Origin of the sequence: Sulfobacillus thermosulfidooxidans, from assembly GCF_001280565.1 — a bacterium.
Taxonomy (GTDB): Bacteria; Bacillota; Sulfobacillia; order Sulfobacillales; family Sulfobacillaceae; genus Sulfobacillus; species Sulfobacillus thermosulfidooxidans_A.
Window position 1 is genome coordinate 1,962,208 of record NZ_LGRO01000001.1, and the last position, 23,933, is coordinate 1,986,140.

Consider the following 23,933-nt stretch of genomic DNA (forward strand, 5'->3'; position numbering starts at 1 on the left):
TGCCAGGTATGATCCGATGATATCCTCTGGCGTAAATCATGAATAGAACCACCCCAATCGAAGTAATAAACTCTCGATTTCATCAGGACTATTGTGCACCCGGCAACCCCAATCTCTTTGTGAAGTAGATTGCAGATGGCAAAGTCCGTCCGTGATATGGTCAATTCCAACGAGGTCATAGCGCGTCTGGAATAATGTTCTTCTCACATTTCAAACGACCTCAAAACATGTGCAAGAAATCCTTAGGAGAATTTTAGGGTGAGGAAGGAGCTATTCATTGTGACACAACGATTTGATTTGTTCGTTATCGGAACGGGGTCTGCGGGGACAACGGTCGCGGAACAGTGTCGCCAGGCAGGTTGGACCGTCGGCATCGCCGATGAACTGCCTTTTGGCGGAACCTGTGCTCAGCGAGGATGCGATCCTAAAAAGGTTCTCGTGGGTGCAGCTGAGGTCGCAGAGATTTCGCGCAGATTTTTCACTAAGCATATGCTGGATGCAGCCGGGCAAATAAATTGGGCACAACTGATAGATTTTAAACGAACATTTACTGATCCAGTTCCCCAGCACATTGAAACTTGGTTACACTCTATTGGCATTACCTCATATCAAGGCTCGGTGCGGTTTACAGGAGAACAATCACTGGTGATTGGTAAAACTGAAGTGGAAGCCGAACATATTCTGATTGCAACAGGATCTATACCTGCCCCGCTAAATATGCCGATTTCAGGAAAAATCCATACCAGTGATGAGTTCTTAAATTGGGACGTTCTGCCTAAACGTTTAATTTTCATTGGTGGCGGTTATATTTCCCTAGAATTTGCCCATATTGCCCGCAGTGCGGGATCACAGGTGACCATTTTACACCGCGGACCGCAAATCTTGCCGGGATTTGATCCCCAAATGGTGGAACAATTACAGCGGCATTCGCTGGCTAAAGGCATCGACATTCACTTGAACACAGAAGTCACATCCATCGAAGGGGTGTCCGGACAACAAATTGTACACACACTCGATACATTTCACAATGTCCAATCATCATTTACCGCCGACCGCGTCGTACATGGGGCGGGACGGATACCCCATTTATCGCACCTCCATCTAGAACGTGCTCATGTTCCCGTGACCTTACGCGGTGTAGCTGTGAATACGGAATTGCAAAGTGTTGGCAATGCACATGTTTATGCTGCTGGAGATGCTGCAGACACCCCAGGTCTGCCACTGACTCCCGTCGCCGTGATGGAGGGCAACTTTTTGGCTGCCCACCTCTTAGGTAACCATGTGGCACCGTTAGATTACTTTGCAATTCCCACGATTGTTTACACCAATCCTGCACTGGCGCGGGTCGGAATGCTCGAAGAAGAGGCCCGGGCCAAAGGATATGCATTGCAGGTGCTGACGGCCGATACCACCTCTTGGTTCTCGTCTAAGCGGATTCTCAGTCCCCTCTCGGCCTTTAAAGTGCTCATTGATAGCGATACCGACAAAATTATCGGTGCCCATGTATTAGGCCCCCATGCAGAAGAACTCATTAATATTTTCGCACTGGCGATGAGAAGCGGCATCACCCGGACTGAACTTCGCCACATGCCCTTCGCGTATCCCACAGGAGCATCCGATATTCCCTATATGGTGTAAGCTCGCTACACCCATAATATGTTACATATCGTGGTCACACCGTGTTCCCTCATCTATTTCTTTCATCTATTTCTTTCTTAGGACGAACTGGCAGCTCAGATTTGTGATCATTCCATAGTCCTTGTAACCGTTTACTCAAGATCTTCGTGTCGGGTTCCAATCCATAGCGAATTCCTTCATAAATCTGGGCAATTTCATCGGCCACTTCCCGGTTATTCAATTCTTTCCTGATCCATTGGCGGAATGTCATTCCCTGGGGCTTTGCACGTCCGTGATGTTGCGCTTTTTTAAGTTGACGTCTGACGAATAATCGGACTGGGGTCAAAGATTCTCTCTGCCATAAAGATTTTTTGGGCACATGGATATTTTCCAGTTTCACCGTAATCGCCTCATCACGACGCGATAATGTGCCCATCTCATAGTGCCTGCGGCGTAAAACCCACAACACAATCATAATGATGCCAAATCCGATTAATGCCATCAACACATCGGATCCCATCGCACTATGCCCTTTGAGATGCGCATGGAGGTTATGCAATCCTTGCATGGTCGAAGAGGTGTTCGCTTTATGCCGCAATTTAAGTTTGGGCATGATGGTTAAAAGCAATGCCACAATGATGCCGCCAATGGCCCCAACGACGTGAGAAACCACATAGTCCCACGGAATTAACCACAACAGGATAGCAATAATTAAGGCCCCAACGAGAGCAATGCCCAGAATTGCCATGGTTGTGGTCTCCGTATCTTTCCGCCAATCACCAATAATGAGTCCACCAATGGCCATCACCAGAAGAAGATAGGGAAAAAACTGATCATGAGGTTCCGCCACAATGAAAATGGTCCACGCTACCAACCCTAAAATATAGGCGTAACGGCGGTTGTGAGGATCATGATGTTGCAAGGAGACGAGGCCTACGGTAATCAACCCCAAAATCACCCCCAACACGGAACCGAAGGCGGCAGCAATCCCTAAGAAGACGATAACGGCGAGTCGTTGGCGATTACCTGGCGGAACTACGCGCATAACAAGATAAAGGCCCACTAATGCGGTCATTGCAAAGACGTTGTGATTCACGAGCCACTGAGCCGTTAAAATCCAGGTTAAATCAAATAACGCGGGCCATATGTTGAGCATAAATCTCCCGTCCTTTTTTCCATTGCCACCGGATATCCACATCGTAATCACAATGAGCCTCGGAGCTGGTTGTCAGCCATCCAATGACATAGCCCTTTTCCGCCAAAAGTCGTAAATAGGGTGACAACACGGGATCCCATAACGGAGATACGACAACAATCAATCCGGGCAGATCATTGCGCAAGATAATTTGGTTCATTAACATTTCCAAATTCGACGACAACGATCCTGAGGGTATCGCCCATGCCAAATTTGTCAGGTATTCCGCTATGACACTCTGGCCGATTACGGGTGGAAGAGATACTCCATGCCCATAACCCGGTAATGGACACGAAATCGTTAAACCACAAGCAAAGTCCTGATTCAAAGCCGATTCCACCGCGCTTGCCGCCAAAACAAAACAATCTTCCACGGCCTCCCGGTCAATCCCATACCACGACTGTAAATGACTTAACGGGTGACAGATAACTTCCACGTGAAATGAACGTGTATGGTCAATTTCTTTAATCATAATTTCTCGCATCCGCATTGACGCGTATGGGTGAACCCATTTCAGCGGATCCCCAGGCTGGTATCGGCGAATTCCTACATATAAAGATGGATCAGGTTCATCCCAGCGTTGCCCTTTAATATCGCCCATGGCACGGGCCGATCGCCAAAAGTCCGCTGGCAAGGTAATCCGTTTAGGCCACACCGTTACCATCACCGGTGACGTCTTTTGTGTAGCAATATCCGTCCATCCTAGTAAATCCGTTTGATAAAAATCCATCGGTGGAAAAATCCAACGGCCCCGATTTTCAGACACGAGCACCATGTCCACACGGGCCTGCTGATGAGGTCCTAAGACGAATTCAGCTTTCAATTCGGGGGCAGATTGACTAAACCCAGTGGGAATATCTTGCCGTAACTGAATGCGCCCGGCAGCAATATTCAAAGGATTGGCAATGACTGCAGACCAATGGAAGGTCTCGCCACTTTCCACAGTAATGTGCTGTCTGTCACTAGATATATGCAAATGTCTAAACGCTTGGAGAGCCATATAGTTGGCTAAAAACAAAGCAATCAAGATAAATATGGCGGTGGTGACAATCAGAAACTCCTGTGTGAGCACTCCAGCGAGAAAAAGTATGACGGCGATAATCTGAATTCCTCGAGACGACCACGTTGTCCAAATCATGACAGGCTTTCAACCGGTACAACTACACTGTCTTGAATTTCCTTTAAAATCTCACGCATTACGCGTTGCCGCTCATCGAACACATTTTGTCTAGGTCCTCCTTGGATAATCAGACGGTGCCCTAATATGACCGGCATTAAGGCTTGCACGTCATCCGGCGTACAAAAGGTTTGTCCCTTTATCCAGGCATAAGCCTTCAAGGCCCGAATCCATTGCACCACAGCGCGAGGCGATGCTCCAAGCAATATTTGAGGATGGCTTCTTGTTGCCCGAACTAATCCCACAATGTAATCATTAATGGGACGGCTCACCTGCACGGAATCAGCCTCTTGGCGCCAAGCCAGAACATCATCCGCAGAGATGTCCGGAACAAGATTATTGAGCGGATCAGCGTGTGATAATTGGTAAGCCATTTGCTGTTCTTCTTCCAAGGTTGGATAACCCATGGCAAATGAGAGTAAAAACCGGTCTTTTTGCGCCTCAGGCAAAGGAAACGTGCCCGCCATTTCCACCGGATTGGCTGTCGCCACGAGCATAAAGGGCTCGGGCAATGGATAGGTCGTCCCGTCTACACTCACTTGCGATTCTTCCATGCTTTCAAGTAGCGCAGATTGTGAGCGTGGCGTAGCCCGATTAATTTCATCGACGAGAACCATCTGATGAAAGATGGGCCCTGGCCTAAACTGTAAGCTTTGGATAGAGGGTTCGTATACCATAGCCCCCGTAATATCCGAAGGTAACAAATCAGGGGTCGCCTGAATGCGGGAAAACGACAACCGAAGCAATTGGGCCAACGCTTTCACCAAGCGGGTTTTCGCAACACCCGGAACATCTTCGATAAGAACGTGACCTCCAGCGACAAGCGCAACGAGTAGCCACAACGCTTGTTGGCGCTTGCCAATGACGACCTCTTCCAACGTGTCCAATAAATTCGCCGGGGTCATAGAATTCTTCTCCTTATTTGTCAATTCCGACTTATTTTACCATGACCGTTCTGGACTCGGACAGGCTTTATCAGAATGCACCGCAAATCTCTGTCGTTCCCGCGTCTTATTCTGAAAGAGAGTTGAGGAGTATACGCTGAATCTCTTTCCTTCGGCTACACGATTCTGGAAGGGATAAAACCGGAGAATTCATCCAAGGATCCATTCCTGGGGCCTATCTCAGTGCTTCTCCCGCAATCTCTGGCCTTTAGTCCCTTCGCTTGGACTTCACCTGAAGAAATCTAAGGCAAAAGATAATCAATAGGGCCCCGGGCAAATCCCGCCCACTCATACCCCATCCCCTTGCTCTCTTCTAAAATGTGCTCCGCCAAATCATGGACCACTAAGAAGTGACTGGGATCAGTCTTTAACCGAAGGACCCACGCGGTAGCCCGGTCATCGCCTAAAAGGGATTTCAGCCATTCCTGGGCTCTCTTTGGTTCGGCCCCTTCTAGCCACATCCATGCATCCGCCAGAGCTAGGGCATCGACCAGATTTCGCCACCTTTGCTTCCATAGACTCAAAGCTTTAGAAGTCTCCTCAGGAAGATAGGTTACCAAAACATAGAGGACACTTTCAAAAATTGGTGACGGCGTTAAAACGAAGCTAACGCGATCGTACCGATATTGCTGAACCCACCGTAAATATAATTGACTTAAAATAATTGAGCCTTGGGCATTAGGTCCAAAAAACACGGTAGGCTCTGGCGTGAACCGAACCCAACTGGAACGATCTAAAGCAGGAACCAGGACATATTGTGGAATCCGTTCATTCGTGTCTGCTGGAAAGATTGCCGAAGGAAAATGCTCTGTTAGCCATTTTATTGACATGACCGGAACAGGAGTAAAACCAGGAATTTCATAAAGTATTCTCCGGTTATGCCATTCCCATGCATTGACATGCGCACTGGTCGCCCAGGGAACATCAACCGGACACATATCCCGTTGATCAATTTGAGCCACATAATCGTCTACGGCTGCCGCAAGCGACGCGACCACTTGACCGACTCCATCTTGAGTTGCCGCGACCATCCCAAGCCAGCGTTGGAAATCATCCGCTTCACCGCGAAGTTGCGCCCGGGCAAAAACATCGCCTCCGCGTTGCTCTGTCAAGCTGTGAAGCCAATCTGCCGCGTGAGAGCATACCCGCTCCCACGCAATATCTTGACCTTGAATATCTAATAGCCATAATGTGAAAAACGCCGAACGCAAGGTATGCCAGGGAGCTAGAGGGGATTGCCACGCTCCTTGGGCAATCCGATTCGCCGCCAGACGTGCAAAACGCCCCCAGTGCCTTACTTCCGCATCATCACTGGTCATCGTTAATTGAGAGAGGGCCAACCACTCTTTTCGTTCTTTGGAAAATGCATTTTGGGACCATTCGGGCCATTGAAAACTGTGATGAGGTGCAAGATCATGCCAAATCATTGCGGCTGGGGCACGTTCCGCCAGAAGTTTTACAAAAGCTTGCTTAATGGTGTCTTTTTTCGCTGTCACATCGCCAAGCTGATCGTCTTGGGACGGCTGAAGACGTTTTCGTCGTCCAACATACCGCTTCATGGCATCATCTCCTCATGGCCCATCTTATGTTGACCACGACCAAGACGATACAACTCTTTCCCGCTCTAAGTCTTCTTCCATAACTAGCTGCGCTGAAAATGATACTCCGCCGCATAACGCAAGCCATCTAAAGTCAGCATCGGTTCATACTTTGCTTCGCAGGGCAAATGGCTCATAATCCGGTTGGCCCATCCTCCGGTCAAAATAACGGGAGCTTTCTCACCTAATACCTGCCATGTGCGGATAATCAATTCATTAACCATCCCAATAAATCCATGCCCGACTCCAATGGCAATGGCTTCCTGGGTATTTTGGCCCAACAGTTTGTCGGGAATCGCTGGGGGAATTAGCGGTAAGCGAGCAGTGCCTTGGGCTAATGCCTGAGCTAAAAAATGAGGTCCCGGTGCTATAGTTCCCCCGAGAAAGACCCCATCATGGGAGACCGCATCCACTGTTGCGGTCGTGCCGACATCAACGACTACCAAATTCATGCGATATTTGCGCCAGGCGCCTAATGCGTTGACAAAGCGGTCTGCCCCTAGAGAATCGGGTGGTGTATACTGAACTTTTAATCCATAACCTGGAGGAGTCACATCTAAGGGTGGAGCGTCTGATAAACTGCGAGCAACCCGGTGGAACACAGGCGTTAATAACGGCACGACCGAAGCCATCACCACTTGATCGACTTGTTCCACCAAAACATCTTGCAAGAAACTCTTTAAAGGAATGCGATATTCATCGGCTGTGCGTTTGGGATCTGTTGATAAACGCCACTCTTCCTGCCATTGACCATGATGATATAATCCCACTTTGATGTGGGTATTGCCGATGTCAATGGCTAATAAATAGTCCACAAATCGTCTAGGCGAATCCACCCTGATCCGCTCCTTCCCGCGACTTATTTCCTTCCGATGACAATACCATCCTCATCTACACTTGTACAGAATAATGCTTGGAAAACAAAAGCAGTTTGCTACAATGAGGCTAAATATCAATGAGCCCCGTTCATGATATGAACGTTTGCTGTGAGATGGCGATAAAGATCTCAGGAGCCTCATCAGACTTAACCCAAGAGGAAGGATGAAAATACTTTATGCTAATGACGGTTGAAGAAGCCCAACAACGGATATTGTCGCATCTCCCTCCTGTAATGCCCACAGAACGTGTGCCATTGCTTCAGGCATTAGGACGAGTATTAGCCGAAGAAATTCGGAGCGACGAAGATATCCCAGGCTTCACCAACAGTTCGATGGATGGATATGCGATTTTGTCACAGGATGTCCAAAATGCGCACGCTAATAATCCCATCGCCCTCACAGTCAAAGGAACGATCGCAGCCGGTCATCCATCCTATCAGCCCGTGAACCACGGCGAGGCCTATAAAATCATGACGGGAGCCCCATTACCTCCGGGTGCGGATGCCGTTATCCAAGTGGAATGGACCAAGAAGTTGTCGGATAATCAGATATTCGCTTTAGCACCTGTGCGTTCCGGTCAAAATGTCCGACCTCAAGGACAAGATATTCGCCGAGGCGACATCGTCCTTCATGCTGGTCAGCCGATAAAACCTCCCATTATTGGTATTCTGGCGACCTTAGGGATCGCCACGGTCCGCGTTTATCAACGACCCACGGTCGCGATCGTTTCTACTGGCGATGAGTTAATCGAACCAGGTTCTCCTCTAGGGCCCGGGCAAATCCGCAATTCGAACAGTTATGCGCTGGCCGCCGCCGTTCTCGCGGCCGGAGGAGAACCTTTGGTGCTCTCCCCAGCCAAAGATACCAAAGAGTCTATCCGAGCGAAGTTTCTCGAAGCAGCCGCACAAGATATCATTCTGAGTTCGGGAGGTGTCTCTGTAGGTGATTTTGATTGGGTTAAGGATGTCTTATCGGAAGAAGGCTCCTTAGATTTGTGGCGCGTAAATATGAAACCGGGGAAACCCGTCACGTTTGGTCATCTTCATGGTCATCCCTTTTTCGGATTGCCGGGCAATCCAGTGTCAGCACTCGTCACATTTGAGCTTTTCGTGCGTCCGGTCATCCGCGAAATGATGAACGTGCATCAGTGGCAGCGCACGGTTCTATCCCTCCCGTTGTATGAGTCCTTTACGGAGATTCACGATCGTCGTCATTATGTTCGGAGCCGCCTGGTGCAAAAGGGAGACCAAGTTTACGTATGGCCTTACAGCAAACAAGATTCTGCAGTACAAACTTCTTGGATTGGCGTTGAAGCACTCATGATCGTCGCTGAAAATTCAGGGCCATACCAAGCTGGTGACAAACTCCCGGTGATGTTAATTCCTGCTGATGCATAGCCCACAACCTTCTGAACACTATGGTATAGTGCAAAATATTTAAATGAATCATAAACGAGGTGAATCATGTCTCTCCCTTTGACAATTGCCCAACGTCCTCCTGGGGAGAGATCTGTCCAAAACTCGTTCTAAGAGAATTAGCCATATCCTCCCTTTTCGGTCATTTATCCGAAGGGGGTCTTTTTTATGCCGCAATCTCCATCTCACACATCCGTCAATCGAGACCAGTTGTGGTTACTGGCAGATAATGCCAGTGTTAGCTTAGGAGCACATTTTCGGGAAATTGCTTTGGGCCTTTTTCTTACCCACCTCAATTCCTCGCCTAAAACCTATGCCGGGTATTTCCTGTTAGGGTCTTTGCCTGGTCTCTTTATGCCCTACCTGTATAAAAAAATCGGTCGGATGTACTCAGCAAAATCCGTTATGGCGTTCACCTATGTAATTCGCTTAATAGCCGCTATGAGCCTTTGGAGGGTCAATCATTTTATTCTGGCCATGGCACTGCTATTTGTTTTCTCTGTCAACCGCAGCCTATATCAAGCTGCCCATGCTTCGTATTTGGCGCAATCTCATGACACGACTTCTACTCGGCACCTCATCTCATGGCTTCGACAAACTGAGAGTCTTATTGACCTTTTCGGTCCTTTATTTGCGGGATGGCTTCTTTGGTTATGGGGTTATCGCCAGGGTTTTCTGATTAATGCGGCTTTCTATCTCATCGCCTTATTTTTCGTTGGTCAGCTCTCAAGAATTTCATCCTCAACGAATAATAGCTTAAAAGCTCAGGAGCCAATTGCCCCACGATTAGGGATGCCGCTATTTGTGATTTTGGGCGTGAGTTTTCTCGTATGGATAGGCAATGTCATGTCGATGGCCTATTTATTCCATATTCTCCATAAAGGGCCTTTAAGTTATGGATTGATTATGACACTTTGGGGTGGATCCGGGATTTTCAGCGGTCTTTTTCTTAGGCGAATCCCTCATAGCGGGCTGCCAAGATTCCTGGCCATGTGGTTTGCAGTATTGGCTGTTGCATGGTTTATGATTTCGCACGATATTGGCTATGCATTGTTTTGTGGTGCGACAGTTCTGATTGGAATGGGTTGGTGGATAATCCAGGACAGTCTCACGACGATGGTTTTAACGTCTCAATCCGGGCTATCGGCAGCCTTATCGCGGACTCGACTGCAAGCATTCGATGAGATGGGGTCAATCCTTGGCATGCTGGTAATCGTGCTTTTTCCATCTCGGGCACTTCATATCCAGCTGATTTTTCACATTCTCGCACTATGCGCGTTTGTTTTGGCTGGAGCATTACTCATCTATGCGGTCATAATCCCCAGGCACGGACCTTCACCGGATTTAGGACACTAACCACTTCACATGATGGCTATTGGTCATGCCAATCCAATCAGTCCTGACTGAACAGTCCTATGAATAGGGAACATATCAGAGTTTTTGCTCTTAAAGGAATCTGCAATCCCCATCCCTGCAAGACCCGGGAAAAATTGTAGCCCATTTGATTTTTTCTGACAAAAGCCATAAGATAAGAATGTCATAAAACCTTCGGGGCGTGGTGAGAGGTTATTCCTCAATTCCCGACCGGCGGTGATCTCACCAATGTGAGTAGCCCGCGAGCCGCAAGGCAGGAGACCGGTGTGAATCCGGCGCCGACAGTACAGTCTGGATGGGAGAAGGTTAAGCCTATTTTGGCTTATACAATTTTTCCATCCCCCGAATTTGGGGGATTTTTTTATGGGGGGAAGACGGATGGAGAGTCAGGTAATGCAGCGGGCGTTATCCCTCGCACGCAGGGGTCGGTATACGACATCGCCCAATCCGATGGTGGGCGCCGTTATTTTGGATTCCCATGGGCAAATTGTCGGTGAAGGCTATCACAAGCGCCCAGGTGGTCCTCATGCGGAGATTGTGGCATTGCGTCAAGCAGGAGAAAAGGCTCAAGGAGGCACATTATACGTTACTCTAGAGCCATGCAATCATGTTGGTCGCACGCCGCCATGCACAGAAGCCATCATTGACGCGGGGATTAGCCATGTCGTCGTCGCCATGACTGACCCCAATCCAGAGGTCAAAGGAGGCGGGATACAACGCCTCAAACAAGCCGGGATCACCGTAGAGGTTGGTGATGGCGAAACGGCAGCTCGCGCGTTAAATCATGCATTCATAACCTGGAGTCAAAAACGTCGACCCTATATAACCCTAAAATCTGCCATGAGTCTTGACGGCAAGGTTGCCACCAAAACCGGAGACTCCCGCTATATTACCCATGCAAAATCCCTTGCAAAAGTTCATGAATTACGCCGGTTGCATGACGCAATTTTAGTGGGCGTGGGCACCATCTTGGCTGATGATCCCTCGTTAACCTACCGGGGTCCGAAACCACAACGAGATCCTATTCGGGTCATATTAGATACGCACGGCCGCACTCCCGCCTCGGCGCGGATATTCCAACAAAATTCCTTGGCACCGACCTTGATTTTCACCACGTCACAATCATCGATTGATTGGCAACGAGACATTTTCTCCGCGGGCGGCGAAGTCATTGAAGTGTCACAAGATTCATCTGGCGTCGTGAACTTACACGAGGTTTTGACCGAGTTGGCTTCGCGCCATGTCCTCTCGGTATTGGTGGAAGGAGGTCCACGCATTCATGCCAGTTTCATTGCGCAACAGCTGGCGGATGAATGGTACAGTTTTATTTCGCCCATCATTATCGGAGGCGCCGCTCCCACGCCGGTCATGGGAGAAGGCATTTCGCGCTTAGCGGATGCTTATCCATTAGCAACTATCGATGTTCACAAGCTTGGAGAAGATGTGATGATTCATGGATTGTTTCGCCCCGAGAACATGTATTCGTCCCATCACATCCAAACACAGGAGGGCCTTCATGTTTAGTGGGTTAGTCGAACACGTGGGACAACTGTTAGCCGTGGATACAGCTAAAGATGCCCATTCCCGCATTTTGACCATTGGCTATGACGAATCCGGCTCGCTCGAAGAGGGCGAATCCATCGCGGTTAATGGTGTCTGCCTGACTGTCATTCATCATCAATCTGAATCTTTTCAGGTGGAATGTTCTCCCACAACCTTGTCTATCACAACGTTAGGACACCTTAAGACGGGTCAGGCGCTGAACTTGGAGCGTGCTGTGACGCCTACTACCCGTCTTGGCGGACACTGGGTGCAAGGACATGTCGATACACAAGGCCACGTCGATCGAATTGTCCCAGAAGGCGAAGCACGGCATGTCTTTTTCCGGTTTCCTTCACCCTACCGAGTGCTGATTGTTCCTTTTGGATCCATTACGGTTGATGGAGTGAGTCTCACGGTAGTCTCCGTGGATGAGACAACGTTTCAAGTGACTCTCATCCCGTATACCCTGTCACACACCAATTTGGGAGAACTTGAAATCAATCAAGCCGTCAACCTCGAATTCGATGTGCTAGGAAAATATGTTCAACAATTATGTGCTCCCTATTTAGGACACGAACAGAAGGTGGTCAGTTATGGAGAATGAAGAAAATCTCTTGGAGTTCAATACGATTGAAGAGGCTCTTGATGCCTTAAAACAAGGCGAGATGATTGTCGTAGTCGATGACGAAGACCGTGAAAATGAAGGCGACTTAGTCATGGCTGCCGATTTTGTAACGCCTGAGGCGATCAATTTCATGGCGCAATGGGGCCGGGGTTTAATCTGTGTGCCAATGACATCAGAGCGCCTGCGCGAATTAGCTATTCCCTCCATGGTCGACGCCCCAGATGAGTCTATGAGTACTGCGTTTACCGTTTCTGTCGATGCCCGCTATACGACCACCACAGGCATTTCAGCCCATGACCGGGCGGCGACTATTAAAGCCTTGATTGACCCCCATAGCCGCCCCGAGGATTTTGTGCGTCCCGGTCATATTTTCCCGCTGCGCGCTAAAGACGAAGGCGTCTTAAGGCGGCCGGGACATACTGAAGCCAGTGTCGACTTGATGCGGCTTGCTGGACTAACACCGGCCGCAGTGATCTGTGAAATAATGGACACCAACGGGACAATGGCACGCTTGCCACAATTGCAGGCCTTTCGCAAAAAATTTGGTTTGAAACTCATTACTATCGCCGACCTCATCCGTTACCGGCGTCAACGCGAAACCTTGTTTGTGCGAGAGGGTCGAGCCCAGCTCCCGACACGTTATGGAACATTTACCGCCATTGCCTATACAGAAAAAGAAACCAAAGATACCCATTTGGCATTGGTGATGGGAGATGTCACAGATGGCCAGCCAGTTTTGGTCCGTGTTCACTCCGAATGTCTCACGGGGGATGTGTTTGGTTCCAAACGCTGCGACTGCGGCGACCAATTAGACATGGCTTTAAGGAAAATTGCCGATGAGGGCCGGGGAGTGCTCCTTTATATGCGGCAAGAAGGGCGCGGTATTGGTCTGGCGAATAAGATTAAGGCGTATGCACTGCAAGAAGCGGGCTATGATACGGTATCAGCCAATCAAGCTTTAGGGTTCCCACCCGATTCGCGGGACTATGGAGTTGGAGCACAAATTCTTGCCGATTTAGGGATTCACGAAATTCGTTTGTTAACGAATAACCCCAAGAAATATTATGCCTTGGAAGGCTATGGCATTAAAATTGTGGAACGGGTCCCTATTCAAAGTGAACCCCGTGAAGAAAATGCCTTCTATTTAGAAACAAAGAAGGTCAAAATGGGCCACTGGATGGATTAACGTGGCGACATGAGATCAATAAATTTTGGATAAAGAGAGTGGGGTTTGTAGATACTGTGGCCGAACATCAAGGTTTTCTTATGACGCATCCCGGGCAACGCTGGGCAATTGTCGTCAGCCGATTTAACCAGCGCGTCACCGACCGCCTTCTTGAAGGTGCGGTCGATACCTTAATTCGTCACGGCGTTCCTGCCGACGCGGTGGATGTATTTTGGACTCCTGGAGCTTTTGAAATTCCCAACCTGGTCCATTATTTATTAAATAGCAATAAAAAATATGCCGCGGTCATTACCTTAGGTGCTATCGTACGTGGAGAAACCCCGCATTTTGACTTTATTGCCTCTAGTACCTCTTCAGCCTTGGCAGACTTAAATCGTCATAGCAATATTCCCGTCATCTTTGGCATTCTCACGTGTGATACCATGGCTCAGGCCGAAGACCGGGCCGATGGCAAAGCTGGCAACAAAGGCGCCGAAGCCGCTTTAGCGGCGATCGAAATGGCGGATTTACATTATCGTCTTAGGGACTAGCCAGCATCGGAAGACGGGGTATACGAACCATCCGGAGCCCGCACGCTGACTTCTCCGCTGGATACAGGAATCAGGCTGGAGCCGTGACGAATTAATAATCGTCCCTCTTCGTCGACATCTTCAGCCCTTCCTGTAATTTGGCCAAAAGGCCCCTGAGCCAAAACTATCTGTCCTAAGGTCACACTATAATTCCGCCACGCGTCAATGATCACCGCGTTGCCTTCTATGAGCCAGCTTTCATAACGGGTTTCTAAATCGTGAGCCAACGCCTGCCACAATGATTCTAATGTGAGATTTTCAGCTCCCGCTTGCTCCAAGGTGATAGCGTGCGCAATCTCCTCAGGCACCTGGCCTGTGACATTAATCCCCATGCCGATAATAGCCCAGGAAATCGGTGCCGTCCCGGCTTCAACCAAAATGCCGGCATATTTTTTTCCCTGAATCATGCCGTCATTCGGCCATTTTATTCCCGCCGCGAAGCCTGTAACCCGTCTCACCGTATCGGTTAAAGCAACCGCGGCGAGCAAGCTCAAAATGCCTGCGTGCTGCAGTCTTGGAGGATATACCAGCGTGGATACGTAAAGCCCGCGTCCGGGGGGCGACCACCAGCTGCGTCCTAACCGGCCCCGTCCTTGAGTTTGTTCCAGGGCAATGATAGTGGCCCCTGGCGGCACATTCTCTTCCTTGAGGCGTTCCCGCAAGACCTGGTTGGTGGACCCGACCGTAGGAAAAACCCGCAAATCTTGTCCCAACCAGCCCGGTTCATCCCGTGTAAATTTTTCATCCATAAAATTAAAATTTTCCCTCAAACTCTCGCTCCTTTAATGTGTACTCGGCCAATCTTGAACCCGTATTACGCGCTGTGCAATAACATTTTGCAATAAGGACTGTACGGGTCCCTTAGAGGGAATCACCATACTGGGAGCAATTTCCCATAAGGGTTCCAGAACAAAACGGCGCATATGCAAACGCGGGTGGGGAATGATTAAATTTTCGCTTTCGATAATAACGTCGTCATATAACAAAATGTCAATGTCCAACGTTCTAGGTCCAAACCGTTCCGTCCGAACACGGCCACAACGGTGCTCGGTCTTTAGTGCGCGTTCCAAAATATCCTGACAAGACCACGATGTTTCGAGCCAAAATACGGCATTCAAATAATCCGGTTGCGGCGGACCTCCTTGCGGAGCCGTTTGATAAATTCCTGAACAGCGCTTGATTGTGCCAATTTGACTAAACGTTTCCCGAGCTAGCAAAAAGCACTGTAAAGGATCTCCCTGATTTCCGCCTAAAGCCACAAAAACATTATGCATCACGCCAAATCTCCACTTCCGCGTATCCCATGACGGAAGACACGGGCGGCATCATCTTTTTCACCCGCACTCCCACTTTGCCGACATAGGGAAAGGTTAACACCACATCCGCGATGCGTTGTGCTATGGTTTCGATCAAGTTAATGGGAGGGCCTTGCATAATCGTGCTGACCCGGTTAACCACTTCGGCATAATTGACAGTCAGTTCTAAAGCGTCATGCGCTGCAGCTTGACGCGTATCCAAACCAATTTCGATGTCAACGCGAAATTCTTGCGGTATCACATGCTCATGGGGCAGCGCGCCATGACAGCTTTGATAGCGTAAGTCATAAAGTCGAATCCAATCATACATCGCGGTACCACTTATCAGCCACACGCAAGGCATCGCGGGTGGTCTTAACATTGTGAACGCGCAACACATCCACATGATAGGGCACTGCCAATGCTGCCACCGCGGCCGTGGCTACATCGCGCTCCCTAGGCGGTTTATCCGTAACGCTGCCAAGAAATCGTTTGCGACTCGGTCCCAACAAAAGACCGGCCCCATAGCCGACAAACTCCTCTAAATGGCGTAGAACTATCCAGTTGTCGTCAACACCATAACCAAAACCTAAACCGGGATCAATTAAAATATGGTCTTCTGAAATTCCCTGATGGCGGGCAAAATCCAGTTGCTGGCGAAAAAAATCGACCATGACGCCAATATCAATAGTGCCAGGTGCCCATGGGCTGACCCGGTTAAACATCATCACCAGTCCCGCCTGATGCTGAGAGACAACCTGGGCCATATCGGGATCACCGGCCAGTCCCCATATATCATTGACGATATCGACGCCCGCTTTGACAGCCCGGTCAGCCACCCAGGCTTTTTGCGTGTCAACGGAAAGACATAGATCAGGCCACTGAGAACGGATCGCCAGGATTGGTTTCTCAAGCCGTTGCCACTCGACTTCCTTAGCGACGGGTTCATAACCGGGGCGTGTAGATTCGGCTCCAATATCAATAATATCTGCCCCGTCTTGCACCAGCTGCTCAACATGTTCCAAAATTCGGTTCAACTCGACATATTGTCCGCCATCCGAAAACGAATCGGGTGTGACATTCACGATTCCCATGATTTTCGTATTCTCTCCCAACAAGAGGGCGCGTTTGTGACACTGAAATACCCGGCTCACCGACTTCATTCCTCCAATTTGCTCTTATTGCGATCGTAAACAACCTGCCCGCCAATAATGGTTTTATCCACGTGACTACGCCAATCAAAAGGATGGCCTGTCCAAATCACAATGTCGCCATCCTTACCTGGTTCGATTGACCCAATGCGGTCAGCCACTCCACAAATTTCTGCAGCGTTCAGGGTTATCGCCCGTAAAGCCGTTTGCTCATCCAGCCCTTCTCGTACCGCTAAAGCCGCTGAAACCACTAAGTATTGCACTGGGACGACAGGATGATCGGTGATAAGGGAAAATTTCACGCCATGTTTCGCTAAAATAGCGGGCGTGTGAAATCCGCGAGCCCGCACTTCCGGTTTCACCCGAGCCACTAAAGCCGGCCCTAAAGATACCGGGACCTGGTATTTGACTAATTGATCAATGACCTTAAAGGCTTCCGTCCCATGTTCGATCACTTGTCTCACGCCAAATTCTCGCCCGATGCGGAGTGCCGTCTCAATATCATCGGCTCGGTGAGCATGCGTACGCAGCGGAATCGCGCCATCAATCACCATGAGCAACGCTTCATGATCTAAATTGCGGGGACTGCTGGGATCTTTTTCCTGTTGCTGACGGTAGTTTAGAGCTGCCACAAACGCCTCCCGCAACGCTTTGGCCACGCCCATTCGCGTCATCGGAAATTTCTTGTCGGTGCCGTACACCCTTTTGGGATTTTCTCCCATGGCACTTTTCATACCGGACGGTGCCTTTAATATCATGTCCTCTAGATGTTGCCCATAAAGGCGTAAGGTCGCACCTTGTCCGCCAATGACATTGCCGCTGCCAGGAGTCACCCAAGCCGCCGTGATCCCCCCTTGGATCGCGTCCATTAACGCCACATCAGCTGGATTGAAGCCATCGATGGCGCGAATTGCAGGCGTCAGGGGATTGGTCATTTCATTTCCGTCGGCGCCTTCTTTTCCTTCACCGTCATTAAACACTCCGAGGTGGGTATGAGAATCAATAAATCCCGGCAAAACATACTGTCCATGAGCGTCAATGATGTCAGCGTCTTCTGAAATCAAAATATCGGAGCCTACTGCAAGAATTTGTCCATCATCATCAATTAAGACCGTGGCCGACTCCATGGCTCCATGACTAATCGTTTCGACTCGTCCCCCAATTATCGCAAGCATACGCCCTTTCCCTCCATAATCATATTGTTTAGCATTTTTAATTCGGAAGTTCTTGGTGCTTGCGCCCTATTCCTAGCAGCACGCGCACAATCTTCCGGCATCGCTCAAATTCCCCACTTAAATGACCTGCCCGTTCCACGTCCAGCGTTCTGATGGTACCAGTGCCCATTTGACTATACAATACTCCTTTGCTGTACTCTGCAAAAGATACAAAGACCCGTTGGGCTCAACAGTCCCGTACACCACACTTCCAACAGGAACGCTTCGCACTTTCATCATCATAGTGCGCCCCTTGGGCGTTAAGATTTCCACTAGGGCCTTGCCGGGTTCGGTTAAATTAATCCCTAAATAAATCCATCCCATGTTATTGACCCCTAAGAGCTGGCTGTGAACAATCGCTTCCGGCGAGACAAATTGCGTCTGCCGAATCAGGCGATTATGCACATTATAAAGCTGGATTAGGCGTTCATAAGGATTATCACCGGCCACTTCAATCACCAATTGGCGATTGGGAGCCACGACAAAAGAACGCACCACGACACCAATGGGGTACTGGCTATTGACTTCAAAGGGATTATTCCACCGGGTTTTAGCGACATTGAGGGTTTGCACCAATTGACCATTCGGTTTATATTGGCGTAACCAGGTTTCATACTGTCCTTGTCCTAGTTTTACGCCTTCTAATAGTAAATGCTGGCCATCTTGAGCCATGTGCCAGATGGCTTCGCTTTGTCCTGGCGAAGGATGTAATTGAATAATTTTTACGGGTTTACCATGTTCAATCCGGTAAACGGCCAATGTGTGATTATCCACAAAATACAGGGAGTTCCCCATATGCACCAAATCTTCCACTAATAATTCAGGCGTTGCAATAATATGCCAGGGATGGGTGCTAATAATAATCCGGTGTTGATAACTATCGGCAATAATTGGATGGTTGTGCCAGATCACAAAAGCTAACGGGCCATAAATTTGGCCATCTAAACCTTTCGCTAACGCCAACGAATCCATGCGGTGCCCAAAGGGCTCACTCCATACCACGATCGGATGAGTGGTGAAATGCCATATTTGCCGCCTGGCCAAATGCTGGCGCACGAAAATCCCTAAGACGCCCATGGCTATGAGCAAGGCGATAATCCACGGTCTTTTCCGTATCCAAGACATCATGCCTATCTCCCCCTTGCTCCACGCTATGCATAAGGGAAAAGGGACAGACCTAATGACTATACCTCCTTCTCACTTTTACGGGTCCGTTGATATAAACTCCACGCCGCGCGATATCCGTCATCTTCGTCTGAAAAGGTATCAATCACCACAAGGTAATCGCGCGCCCGGGTTAAGGCTACATAATAAAGCCGTTCCTGTTCCGCCCGGGTTCTATGTTGATCTTCCTCCGCAAGTTCATCCCACCACCGGCTGTGCAAATCGCCTAAGGCTAAGGCCATGCGGTCAGAAACAATCCGCACCCCTGGGTGTTTGGCGACCACATCCCATTGCCAATTGGCCACCACCACTAACGGCCACTCCAGCCCTTTACTTTTGTGTACGGTGACAATATGCACTGCATCTTGGGCTTTGGGCAGCGGTCCTTCTTCTTCTTTGTCTTGATGACTGACTTTTCGTTGCAGCCATAGACAAAATTCATCATTGCCCCACCGGTCACCCAAATCCCGCGATAAATCGGCCATCTTGGCTAGATTCGACAAGCTGGCCACGTCCTGCCGCTCCGATAGCACGCCAGATAACGCACTCCACTCGTACAAGGCCCAGAAAAAGTCTTCAATGCGCCATTCCCACCATTTCTGGTGCCAAATCTTTAGCATCTGCAAAGCTGTTGTCACCACTTGATGTCCTTGGTTGACAGTAGCAGCCAGATAATTTAAAGTGCCTCCTTGTGCTTTGTGTTGGGCGAGATCTTGCACAGACATCCCCACCCACGGAGATAATAGCCAGCCCGCCGTGTATACCTCTTCGTAGGGATTGCGTAAGGCAGATAAAAATTGTTGGAATCCCCGGATTTCATCGCGTTCGAAAAAACGGATTCCACCTTCGGGAGCGACCATGATACCTTCTTGTCGCAAAATTTCCTGGTAAATATGTATACCCGTGCGATGAGGCATTAATAGAGCTACATCACCTAGGCGAATAGGACGCCTCCCACCCTCTTTTTCGTCGCGCACCCATAAACGATCCTCCAACACCATTTTTCGTAAATGGCGAGCAATAAGATGCGCTTCCAATGCACGCTGGGTATAAGCTCCTCGTGAGGTGGGGCCCCCATCCACTATCAACCGGGTTTCTTGACTGGAGGGGTAAAACGGCATTAAAGGACTATAAGGCGACACATAGGGCCGCAATGGATCAAACACCGGGGGCCAATTCGCCGCAAACAACTGGTTAACAGGTTCCAGAATTTCCGGAGGGGTTCGGAAATTTTGCACAATGGATAAAAGAATACCCCCTTCCTGTTCAATTTTTTGACGTATTCGCTGGTAGATCTCCACGTCAGCACCGCGGAATCGATAAATTGACTGTTTGGGATCCCCCACAACAAACAATTTGCCTTGGGGAATCCGCGCCTCGAGCCAGTTGCTCGTGGGTTCCTCAGCCAACATGCGAACGATGATTTCCGCCTGCAGCGCATCGGTATCTTGAAATTCATCAACCATAATTAAGTCATAACGGTCTTTGACACCATACTGCCGCAAAAAATCCCGGGTTTCCCATAACAAATCATCAAAAGTCAATAATCCTAACTTCCACCGCCTATCCTTCCAAAACGGCAAAAAATCTTCAACAACGAGCGCTCGCACTTCACTTAAGAGGTAATCCGCCAGTTGTTCCTTAAATGAGTCTAATCGTTCTTTTAATCCGGCAATAAAGGCTTTCTGTTCGGTTAAACGGTCGGGATCCTGCCAGTTCTTTTTGGCACCTTTGCCAGCACTCACCTGCCAGGTGGCTAAGGCTTTTATCCGTTGAGAAGGATCTAAACGCACGAAATTCCGGCAAAACTGGGCAATATCCTGAATTTGCCGTAACCCCTGGTCAGAAGGACTCGCGTATCGTCGTGCGATGTCCTCCAATTCTTGAACTTCTCGACTAACATCATCCATAAAATCGGTAGAGGGTTTAGTGGCAGAATACAAAGGAATGTCACTTTGTGTGCTAAGATACTGGGCCATTTCCATAAAACGCTCAAAAGGTAGTCCCCAATTGAACAGATCGGCAAGGCGCCGAGCGCGAAACGGGTCACTTTCGCTCCAGTCATAGAATGCCTCTTGAAACAACTGCTCGCTTTGATAGCTATCCATCACGCGAAAGGATAAGGGGACAGGCGCATGGTGACCCTGAGACTGCAAAAATCGCAAGGCAAATCCATGAATCGTCGTCACTTGGGAAATAGGCAACTGATGTAAAGCCTGTTGCACCCGTTTCCTATAAACGGTATCAAGAGTGCCACTGGCTAATAACTCCTCAAGCCGCCTACGAACGCGCAGTTTAATTTCTGTTGCCGCTTTTTCCATAAAAGTGATAAGCGCCATCCGTTCTAGGCTCATGCCGTGTTCAACGATGGCATAAATCGTGCGCTCCACAAGTAAGGTGGTTTTCCCCGTTCCCGCCCCGGCTTCGACCAAAATGTTATGATAAAAATCTTGAATGATTTGATCGCGAACGTGTTGATCCACAATCTCCGGCATCGCTTCTAATCCTCCCATAATTGCCAGTACTCATCGCGCGGAGCTTTTTTACGCCGCCGAATCCCTTTAATATCCGCCGAGCATAGTTGGACAAAGGAACAAATCCGGCATGGGTCATCCTGAAGGCGCGGCAAGGGAAAAAATTCGCCGTGTTTGACGCGCAAGGCGATTTCATTCACCAGTTGCAAAGCCCTATCATCTTGTGCCTCATCCAAAGACAGAAGACGCCGAACAAATTGATTTTTGGCTGATACGCCCTGCACTTGCGCCACTATCGCGCCCTGAGGAACATGTTGCCGCATACCCTCGTAATATAACGGCAACTGTAAATTGTTGGCTGCAATCTTATCGGGATTCTTCAGAATTCCTGTCTTATAGTCGGTAATCGTGACGGTCCCATCTTTTGCATAATCAACCCGGTCGAGCCGACCTTTGACCTGCCAGCTTCCTCCCTCGGTGTGTAGCGTCCATTTGAGAGGGTATTCGGTATCGACCCTATCCGCGGGCGATGGCGCAATGAGTGGCCATACCTGCAACAAATCGCGCACAACATCATCTTTGACATGGCTCAGAACGGATTGCAGCACCCGGTTTCCGGGCGGAATCCGTAAGGCAATCTCTTCGACAAATTGACGCAGAACTTTTACGGTAAGGGGTTGTTCGGACTTCACCGCAAGTTCGAGCACTTTGTGCATCCATTGTCCTTTCACGGAAGGAGAAATCGTATATAAATCGTCGTCCGAGGGTGCTTTTAGCTCTAAAACCTGTTCATAGAAAAAAGCTAACGGACATGTTCCGTACTGCTCGAGTGCCGTCGGTGTCACCTCATGGGGCCACAACGCTTCTGCCAGTTCTTGTCCAATCATCCCTTGATAGGCATCTAAGACCTCACTCTCATAATGACTCCTATACCAGTCCCGGATTTTCTCCATATTTCTGGTAGCAAAAGAGATGGGGACTTGCTCTAGCCCATCCCATTCATCATCCGGTGCCAATCCTTCCGGCCACCACAATTTTTCGTCGTCGTGTTGAGGCACAACCCAACAAATTTCCTGATCGGCTGATTCGATGAGCACATGCAGCAAATGTAGATCTTGCTGGTGCGCATGATCTGGTCCCGGCAACCCATAGAGCTGGGCAAGTTCCGGAATCCATAAAGAATCGAAGACGACACCCCTCGGAAAAGTTCCTTCATGGATGGCGGCCACAATAATGGTCTGTGCGGTTAACATGCGTGCATTAAGCCCCTCGGCCCAAAGGATTCCTCTTCGGCCTCCATAGGATTTTTTAAAGGGTAACAGTTGCCATAATTCCTCGATGAGATCCATCCGCGGAGCAATGTGCCACTGATCGTAAATCACCCAGTCCCGACAAGCCGTGAGGGTGCGGCTTAAATCATCGATATCATGGAAACGGATTGCATCATCGACAAGCTCAACCAGTTCTTGCCACGAATGAATTTGTCGCAACTGTTCTCCCCAAAAGTGCACGAACAACACCGCGTCAGAAGCACTGTGCCCGTGTTCTTGCATCACTTCGAGCCAAAGACGTTTTGTGGCCTCATCTGCTTTTTTTTGAGCCAACCGCCAAAAAGCCGTCCACACATTCTTGGCGTGATAGAGAACCGGATTCTTTTCGCTGAAGATCACTCCCCGTCTTTGCGCCAGACGAATTAACGAAGTGGAATCCATGCCGCCCAATACCAGCAGGACATTTTCTCCCTGGCGGCTAGCAACCTGGTCGGTGATACTGTGTAACATTAACGTGCCAGGTCTCACATAAATGGCCGATTGACGTGGTTTCTTAGCTTTCTCTGGCAACGTTTCAAAGATTGCCCCTTGCTCTCGCCATTTTTTAATCCAATCTTCGGCCAAGCTATTATCATAATGCGTCAGCCAAGGCGTGTAGACGATGATAGAATAATGGTGCGACAAGGCATGAAGCAGTTGCCACTGCGATGTATGCGCTTCCACATAGCCATATATCGCCAGTGGTGAAATATCCTCTGTCACCAATGGGGCCTGACTCGCATATTGATAAACTCGAAACTCATCGTAGAGGGATTCGGGCCAAATATCTTCAAGCCAGCGTAATATCAGGGGCCAGGGAATACCATCAAAAGGTGGGAGGACAATTTGTCGCCTGCGCAGTTCTAAGACATGCCGGATAATATTAAGATAAATACCCGGGACTTGATGAGGCAGTTCCTGGTGTAAATCCCGAGCAAGGAGTGAGGCCAACGCCTTTTCCATGCCGATGGGCGCAATTTTTGCCCCCTGTGGCAACAGAGAACGGGCAAAGTCCCACAAACTTTCAATCCGTGGCATCTGGGGGATTGAGGTCTTGAGCAGTCCATGCAAGAACTGGGCTAACGTCTCATTGGGAACGATTGTTGGTCCCGCCAAGACCCCATGACGATAGTCGGACAGCCACCGTTCCTGTAATTGGCGAGGAGAGCCCAAAATAACCTTAATCAATCTCGTATTCCTCCCAC

General features: G+C 49.2%; 20 protein-coding genes and 1 riboswitch. Of the genes, 7 read left to right on the plus strand and 13 right to left on the minus strand.

Going from position 1 to position 23,933, the window contains the following annotated elements; all coding sequences use genetic code 11:
* Nucleotides 1–279: 279 nt before the first annotated feature.
* Nucleotides 280–1,638 carry a dihydrolipoyl dehydrogenase family protein gene (locus AOA63_RS09695; RefSeq protein ID WP_053959511.1) on the plus strand — a complete coding sequence of 453 codons (1,359 nt, stop codon included), beginning with the start codon at nt 280–282 and terminating at the stop codon, nt 1,636–1,638.
* Between the two features lie 49 nt (nt 1,639–1,687).
* Here AOA63_RS09695 and AOA63_RS09700 read toward each other — a convergent pair whose 3' ends face one another.
* From AOA63_RS09700 to AOA63_RS09720, 5 genes are all read right to left on the minus strand, one after another.
* Nucleotides 1,688–2,773 carry a hypothetical protein gene (locus AOA63_RS09700; protein ID WP_053959512.1) on the minus strand — a complete coding sequence of 362 codons (1,086 nt, stop codon included), beginning with the start codon at nt 2,771–2,773 and terminating at the stop codon, nt 1,688–1,690.
* Nucleotides 2,745–3,950, minus strand: coding sequence for a DUF58 domain-containing protein (locus AOA63_RS09705; RefSeq protein ID WP_053959513.1), 1,206 nt, complete (start codon nt 3,948–3,950; stop codon nt 2,745–2,747). Before AOA63_RS09705 ends, AOA63_RS09700 begins: the two co-directional genes overlap by 29 nt.
* A complete protein-coding gene (locus tag AOA63_RS09710) occupies nt 3,947–4,894 on the minus strand; it encodes an AAA family ATPase (RefSeq protein WP_053959514.1) in 948 nt (315 codons plus the stop codon). The genes AOA63_RS09705 and AOA63_RS09710 overlap by 4 nt, the downstream gene beginning before the upstream one ends.
* 281 nt (nt 4,895–5,175) lie before the next feature.
* Nucleotides 5,176–6,492, minus strand: coding sequence for a hypothetical protein (locus AOA63_RS09715; protein ID WP_053959515.1), 1,317 nt, complete (start codon nt 6,490–6,492; stop codon nt 5,176–5,178).
* Between the two features lie 83 nt (nt 6,493–6,575).
* Nucleotides 6,576–7,367: a type III pantothenate kinase gene (locus AOA63_RS09720; RefSeq protein ID WP_171822675.1), complete on the minus strand. Its 792-nt coding sequence runs from the start codon at nt 7,365–7,367 to the stop codon at nt 6,576–6,578.
* A 218-nt stretch (nt 7,368–7,585) separates the two neighbouring features.
* On the opposite strand from AOA63_RS09720, the gene AOA63_RS09725 reads away from it, so the two are divergent.
* From AOA63_RS09725 to ribH, 6 genes are all read left to right on the plus strand, one after another.
* Nucleotides 7,586–8,806: a molybdopterin molybdotransferase MoeA gene (locus AOA63_RS09725; RefSeq protein ID WP_053959516.1), complete on the plus strand. Its 1,221-nt coding sequence runs from the start codon at nt 7,586–7,588 to the stop codon at nt 8,804–8,806.
* Nucleotides 8,807–8,992: 186 nt separating this feature from the next.
* A complete protein-coding gene (locus AOA63_RS09730) occupies nt 8,993–10,180 on the plus strand; it encodes an MFS transporter (RefSeq protein WP_053959517.1) in 1,188 nt (395 codons plus the stop codon).
* Nucleotides 10,181–10,364: 184 nt separating this feature from the next.
* Nucleotides 10,365–10,509, plus strand: a riboswitch (FMN riboswitch).
* A 67-nt stretch (nt 10,510–10,576) separates the two neighbouring features.
* A complete protein-coding gene (gene ribD, locus AOA63_RS09735; RefSeq protein ID WP_053959518.1) occupies nt 10,577–11,722 on the plus strand; it encodes a bifunctional diaminohydroxyphosphoribosylaminopyrimidine deaminase/5-amino-6-(5-phosphoribosylamino)uracil reductase RibD in 1,146 nt (381 codons plus the stop codon).
* Entirely contained in the window at nt 11,715–12,344 is a 630-nt protein-coding gene (locus tag AOA63_RS09740) for a riboflavin synthase (protein WP_053959519.1), read from the plus strand. Before ribD ends, AOA63_RS09740 begins: the two co-directional genes overlap by 8 nt.
* Nucleotides 12,334–13,551: a bifunctional 3,4-dihydroxy-2-butanone-4-phosphate synthase/GTP cyclohydrolase II gene (locus AOA63_RS09745; protein ID WP_053959520.1), complete on the plus strand. Its 1,218-nt coding sequence runs from the start codon at nt 12,334–12,336 to the stop codon at nt 13,549–13,551. The genes AOA63_RS09740 and AOA63_RS09745 overlap by 11 nt, the downstream gene beginning before the upstream one ends.
* A gap of 80 nt (nt 13,552–13,631) precedes the next feature.
* Nucleotides 13,632–14,081, plus strand: a complete 450-nt coding sequence (gene ribH, locus AOA63_RS09750; protein WP_053960670.1) for a 6,7-dimethyl-8-ribityllumazine synthase — start codon at nt 13,632–13,634, stop codon at nt 14,079–14,081.
* On the opposite strand, the gene AOA63_RS09755 is transcribed toward ribH, so the two are convergent.
* The 8 genes from AOA63_RS09755 to AOA63_RS09790 all read right to left on the minus strand — a co-directional run bounded on the left by AOA63_RS09755 (nt 14,078) and on the right by AOA63_RS09790 (nt 23,916).
* Nucleotides 14,078–14,869, minus strand: a complete 792-nt coding sequence (locus AOA63_RS09755) for a biotin--[acetyl-CoA-carboxylase] ligase (RefSeq protein ID WP_139061554.1) — start codon at nt 14,867–14,869, stop codon at nt 14,078–14,080. The genes ribH and AOA63_RS09755 overlap by 4 nt on opposite strands.
* Before the next feature lie 33 nt (nt 14,870–14,902).
* Nucleotides 14,903–15,394: a 2-amino-4-hydroxy-6-hydroxymethyldihydropteridine diphosphokinase gene (gene folK / locus AOA63_RS09760; RefSeq protein WP_053959522.1), complete on the minus strand. Its 492-nt coding sequence runs from the start codon at nt 15,392–15,394 to the stop codon at nt 14,903–14,905.
* On the minus strand, nt 15,387–15,746 hold the full coding sequence (gene folB / locus AOA63_RS09765; protein ID WP_053959523.1) for a dihydroneopterin aldolase: 360 nt from the start codon (nt 15,744–15,746) through the stop codon (nt 15,387–15,389). Before folB ends, folK begins: the two co-directional genes overlap by 8 nt.
* The gene (folP, locus tag AOA63_RS09770; protein ID WP_171822676.1) at nt 15,739–16,569 is read right to left on the minus strand and encodes a dihydropteroate synthase; all 831 of its coding nucleotides are present in this window, start codon (nt 16,567–16,569) and stop codon (nt 15,739–15,741) included. The genes folB and folP overlap by 8 nt, the downstream gene beginning before the upstream one ends.
* Nucleotides 16,570–16,574: 5 nt before the next feature.
* Complete coding sequence (locus tag AOA63_RS09775; protein ID WP_053959525.1) at nt 16,575–17,741, minus strand: amidohydrolase; 1,167 nt, start codon at nt 17,739–17,741, stop codon at nt 16,575–16,577.
* A gap of 117 nt (nt 17,742–17,858) precedes the next feature.
* Nucleotides 17,859–18,908: a hypothetical protein gene (locus tag AOA63_RS09780; protein ID WP_053959526.1), complete on the minus strand. Its 1,050-nt coding sequence runs from the start codon at nt 18,906–18,908 to the stop codon at nt 17,859–17,861.
* A 56-nt stretch (nt 18,909–18,964) separates the two neighbouring features.
* Nucleotides 18,965–21,457: a UvrD-helicase domain-containing protein gene (locus AOA63_RS09785; protein ID WP_053959527.1), complete on the minus strand. Its 2,493-nt coding sequence runs from the start codon at nt 21,455–21,457 to the stop codon at nt 18,965–18,967.
* Nucleotides 21,445–23,916: a RecB family exonuclease gene (locus tag AOA63_RS09790; protein ID WP_053959528.1), complete on the minus strand. Its 2,472-nt coding sequence runs from the start codon at nt 23,914–23,916 to the stop codon at nt 21,445–21,447. Before AOA63_RS09790 ends, AOA63_RS09785 begins: the two co-directional genes overlap by 13 nt.
* Between the last annotated feature and the right edge of the window lie 17 nt (nt 23,917–23,933).

Bases quoted from the DNA above. Each gene is read 5' to 3' on its own strand.
- AOA63_RS09700 (WP_053959512.1), bottom strand. From the start codon at position 2,773: ATGCTCAACATATGGCCCGCGTTATTTGATTTAACCTGGATTTTAACG.
- AOA63_RS09705 (WP_053959513.1), bottom strand. From the start codon at position 3,950: ATGATTTGGACAACGTGGTCGTCTCGAGGAATTCAGATTATCGCCGTC.
- AOA63_RS09710 (WP_053959514.1), bottom strand. From the start codon at position 4,894: ATGACCCCGGCGAATTTATTGGACACGTTGGAAGAGGTCGTCATTGGC.
- AOA63_RS09715 (WP_053959515.1), bottom strand. From the start codon at position 6,492: ATGAAGCGGTATGTTGGACGACGAAAACGTCTTCAGCCGTCCCAAGAC.
- AOA63_RS09725 (WP_053959516.1), top strand. From the start codon at position 7,586: ATGCTAATGACGGTTGAAGAAGCCCAACAACGGATATTGTCGCATCTC.
- AOA63_RS09730 (WP_053959517.1), top strand. From the start codon at position 8,993: ATGCCGCAATCTCCATCTCACACATCCGTCAATCGAGACCAGTTGTGG.
- ribD (WP_053959518.1), top strand. From the start codon at position 10,577: ATGGAGAGTCAGGTAATGCAGCGGGCGTTATCCCTCGCACGCAGGGGT.
- AOA63_RS09740 (WP_053959519.1), top strand. From the start codon at position 11,715: ATGTTTAGTGGGTTAGTCGAACACGTGGGACAACTGTTAGCCGTGGAT.
- AOA63_RS09745 (WP_053959520.1), top strand. From the start codon at position 12,334: ATGGAGAATGAAGAAAATCTCTTGGAGTTCAATACGATTGAAGAGGCT.
- ribH (WP_053960670.1), top strand. From the start codon at position 13,632: ATGACGCATCCCGGGCAACGCTGGGCAATTGTCGTCAGCCGATTTAAC.
- AOA63_RS09755 (WP_139061554.1), bottom strand. From the start codon at position 14,869: ATGGATGAAAAATTTACACGGGATGAACCGGGCTGGTTGGGACAAGAT.
- folK (WP_053959522.1), bottom strand. From the start codon at position 15,394: ATGCATAATGTTTTTGTGGCTTTAGGCGGAAATCAGGGAGATCCTTTA.
- folB (WP_053959523.1), bottom strand. From the start codon at position 15,746: ATGTATGATTGGATTCGACTTTATGACTTACGCTATCAAAGCTGTCAT.
- AOA63_RS09775 (WP_053959525.1), bottom strand. From the start codon at position 17,741: ATGCTTGCGATAATTGGGGGACGAGTCGAAACGATTAGTCATGGAGCC.
- AOA63_RS09780 (WP_053959526.1), bottom strand. From the start codon at position 18,908: ATGATGTCTTGGATACGGAAAAGACCGTGGATTATCGCCTTGCTCATA.
- AOA63_RS09785 (WP_053959527.1), bottom strand. From the start codon at position 21,457: ATGGGAGGATTAGAAGCGATGCCGGAGATTGTGGATCAACACGTTCGC.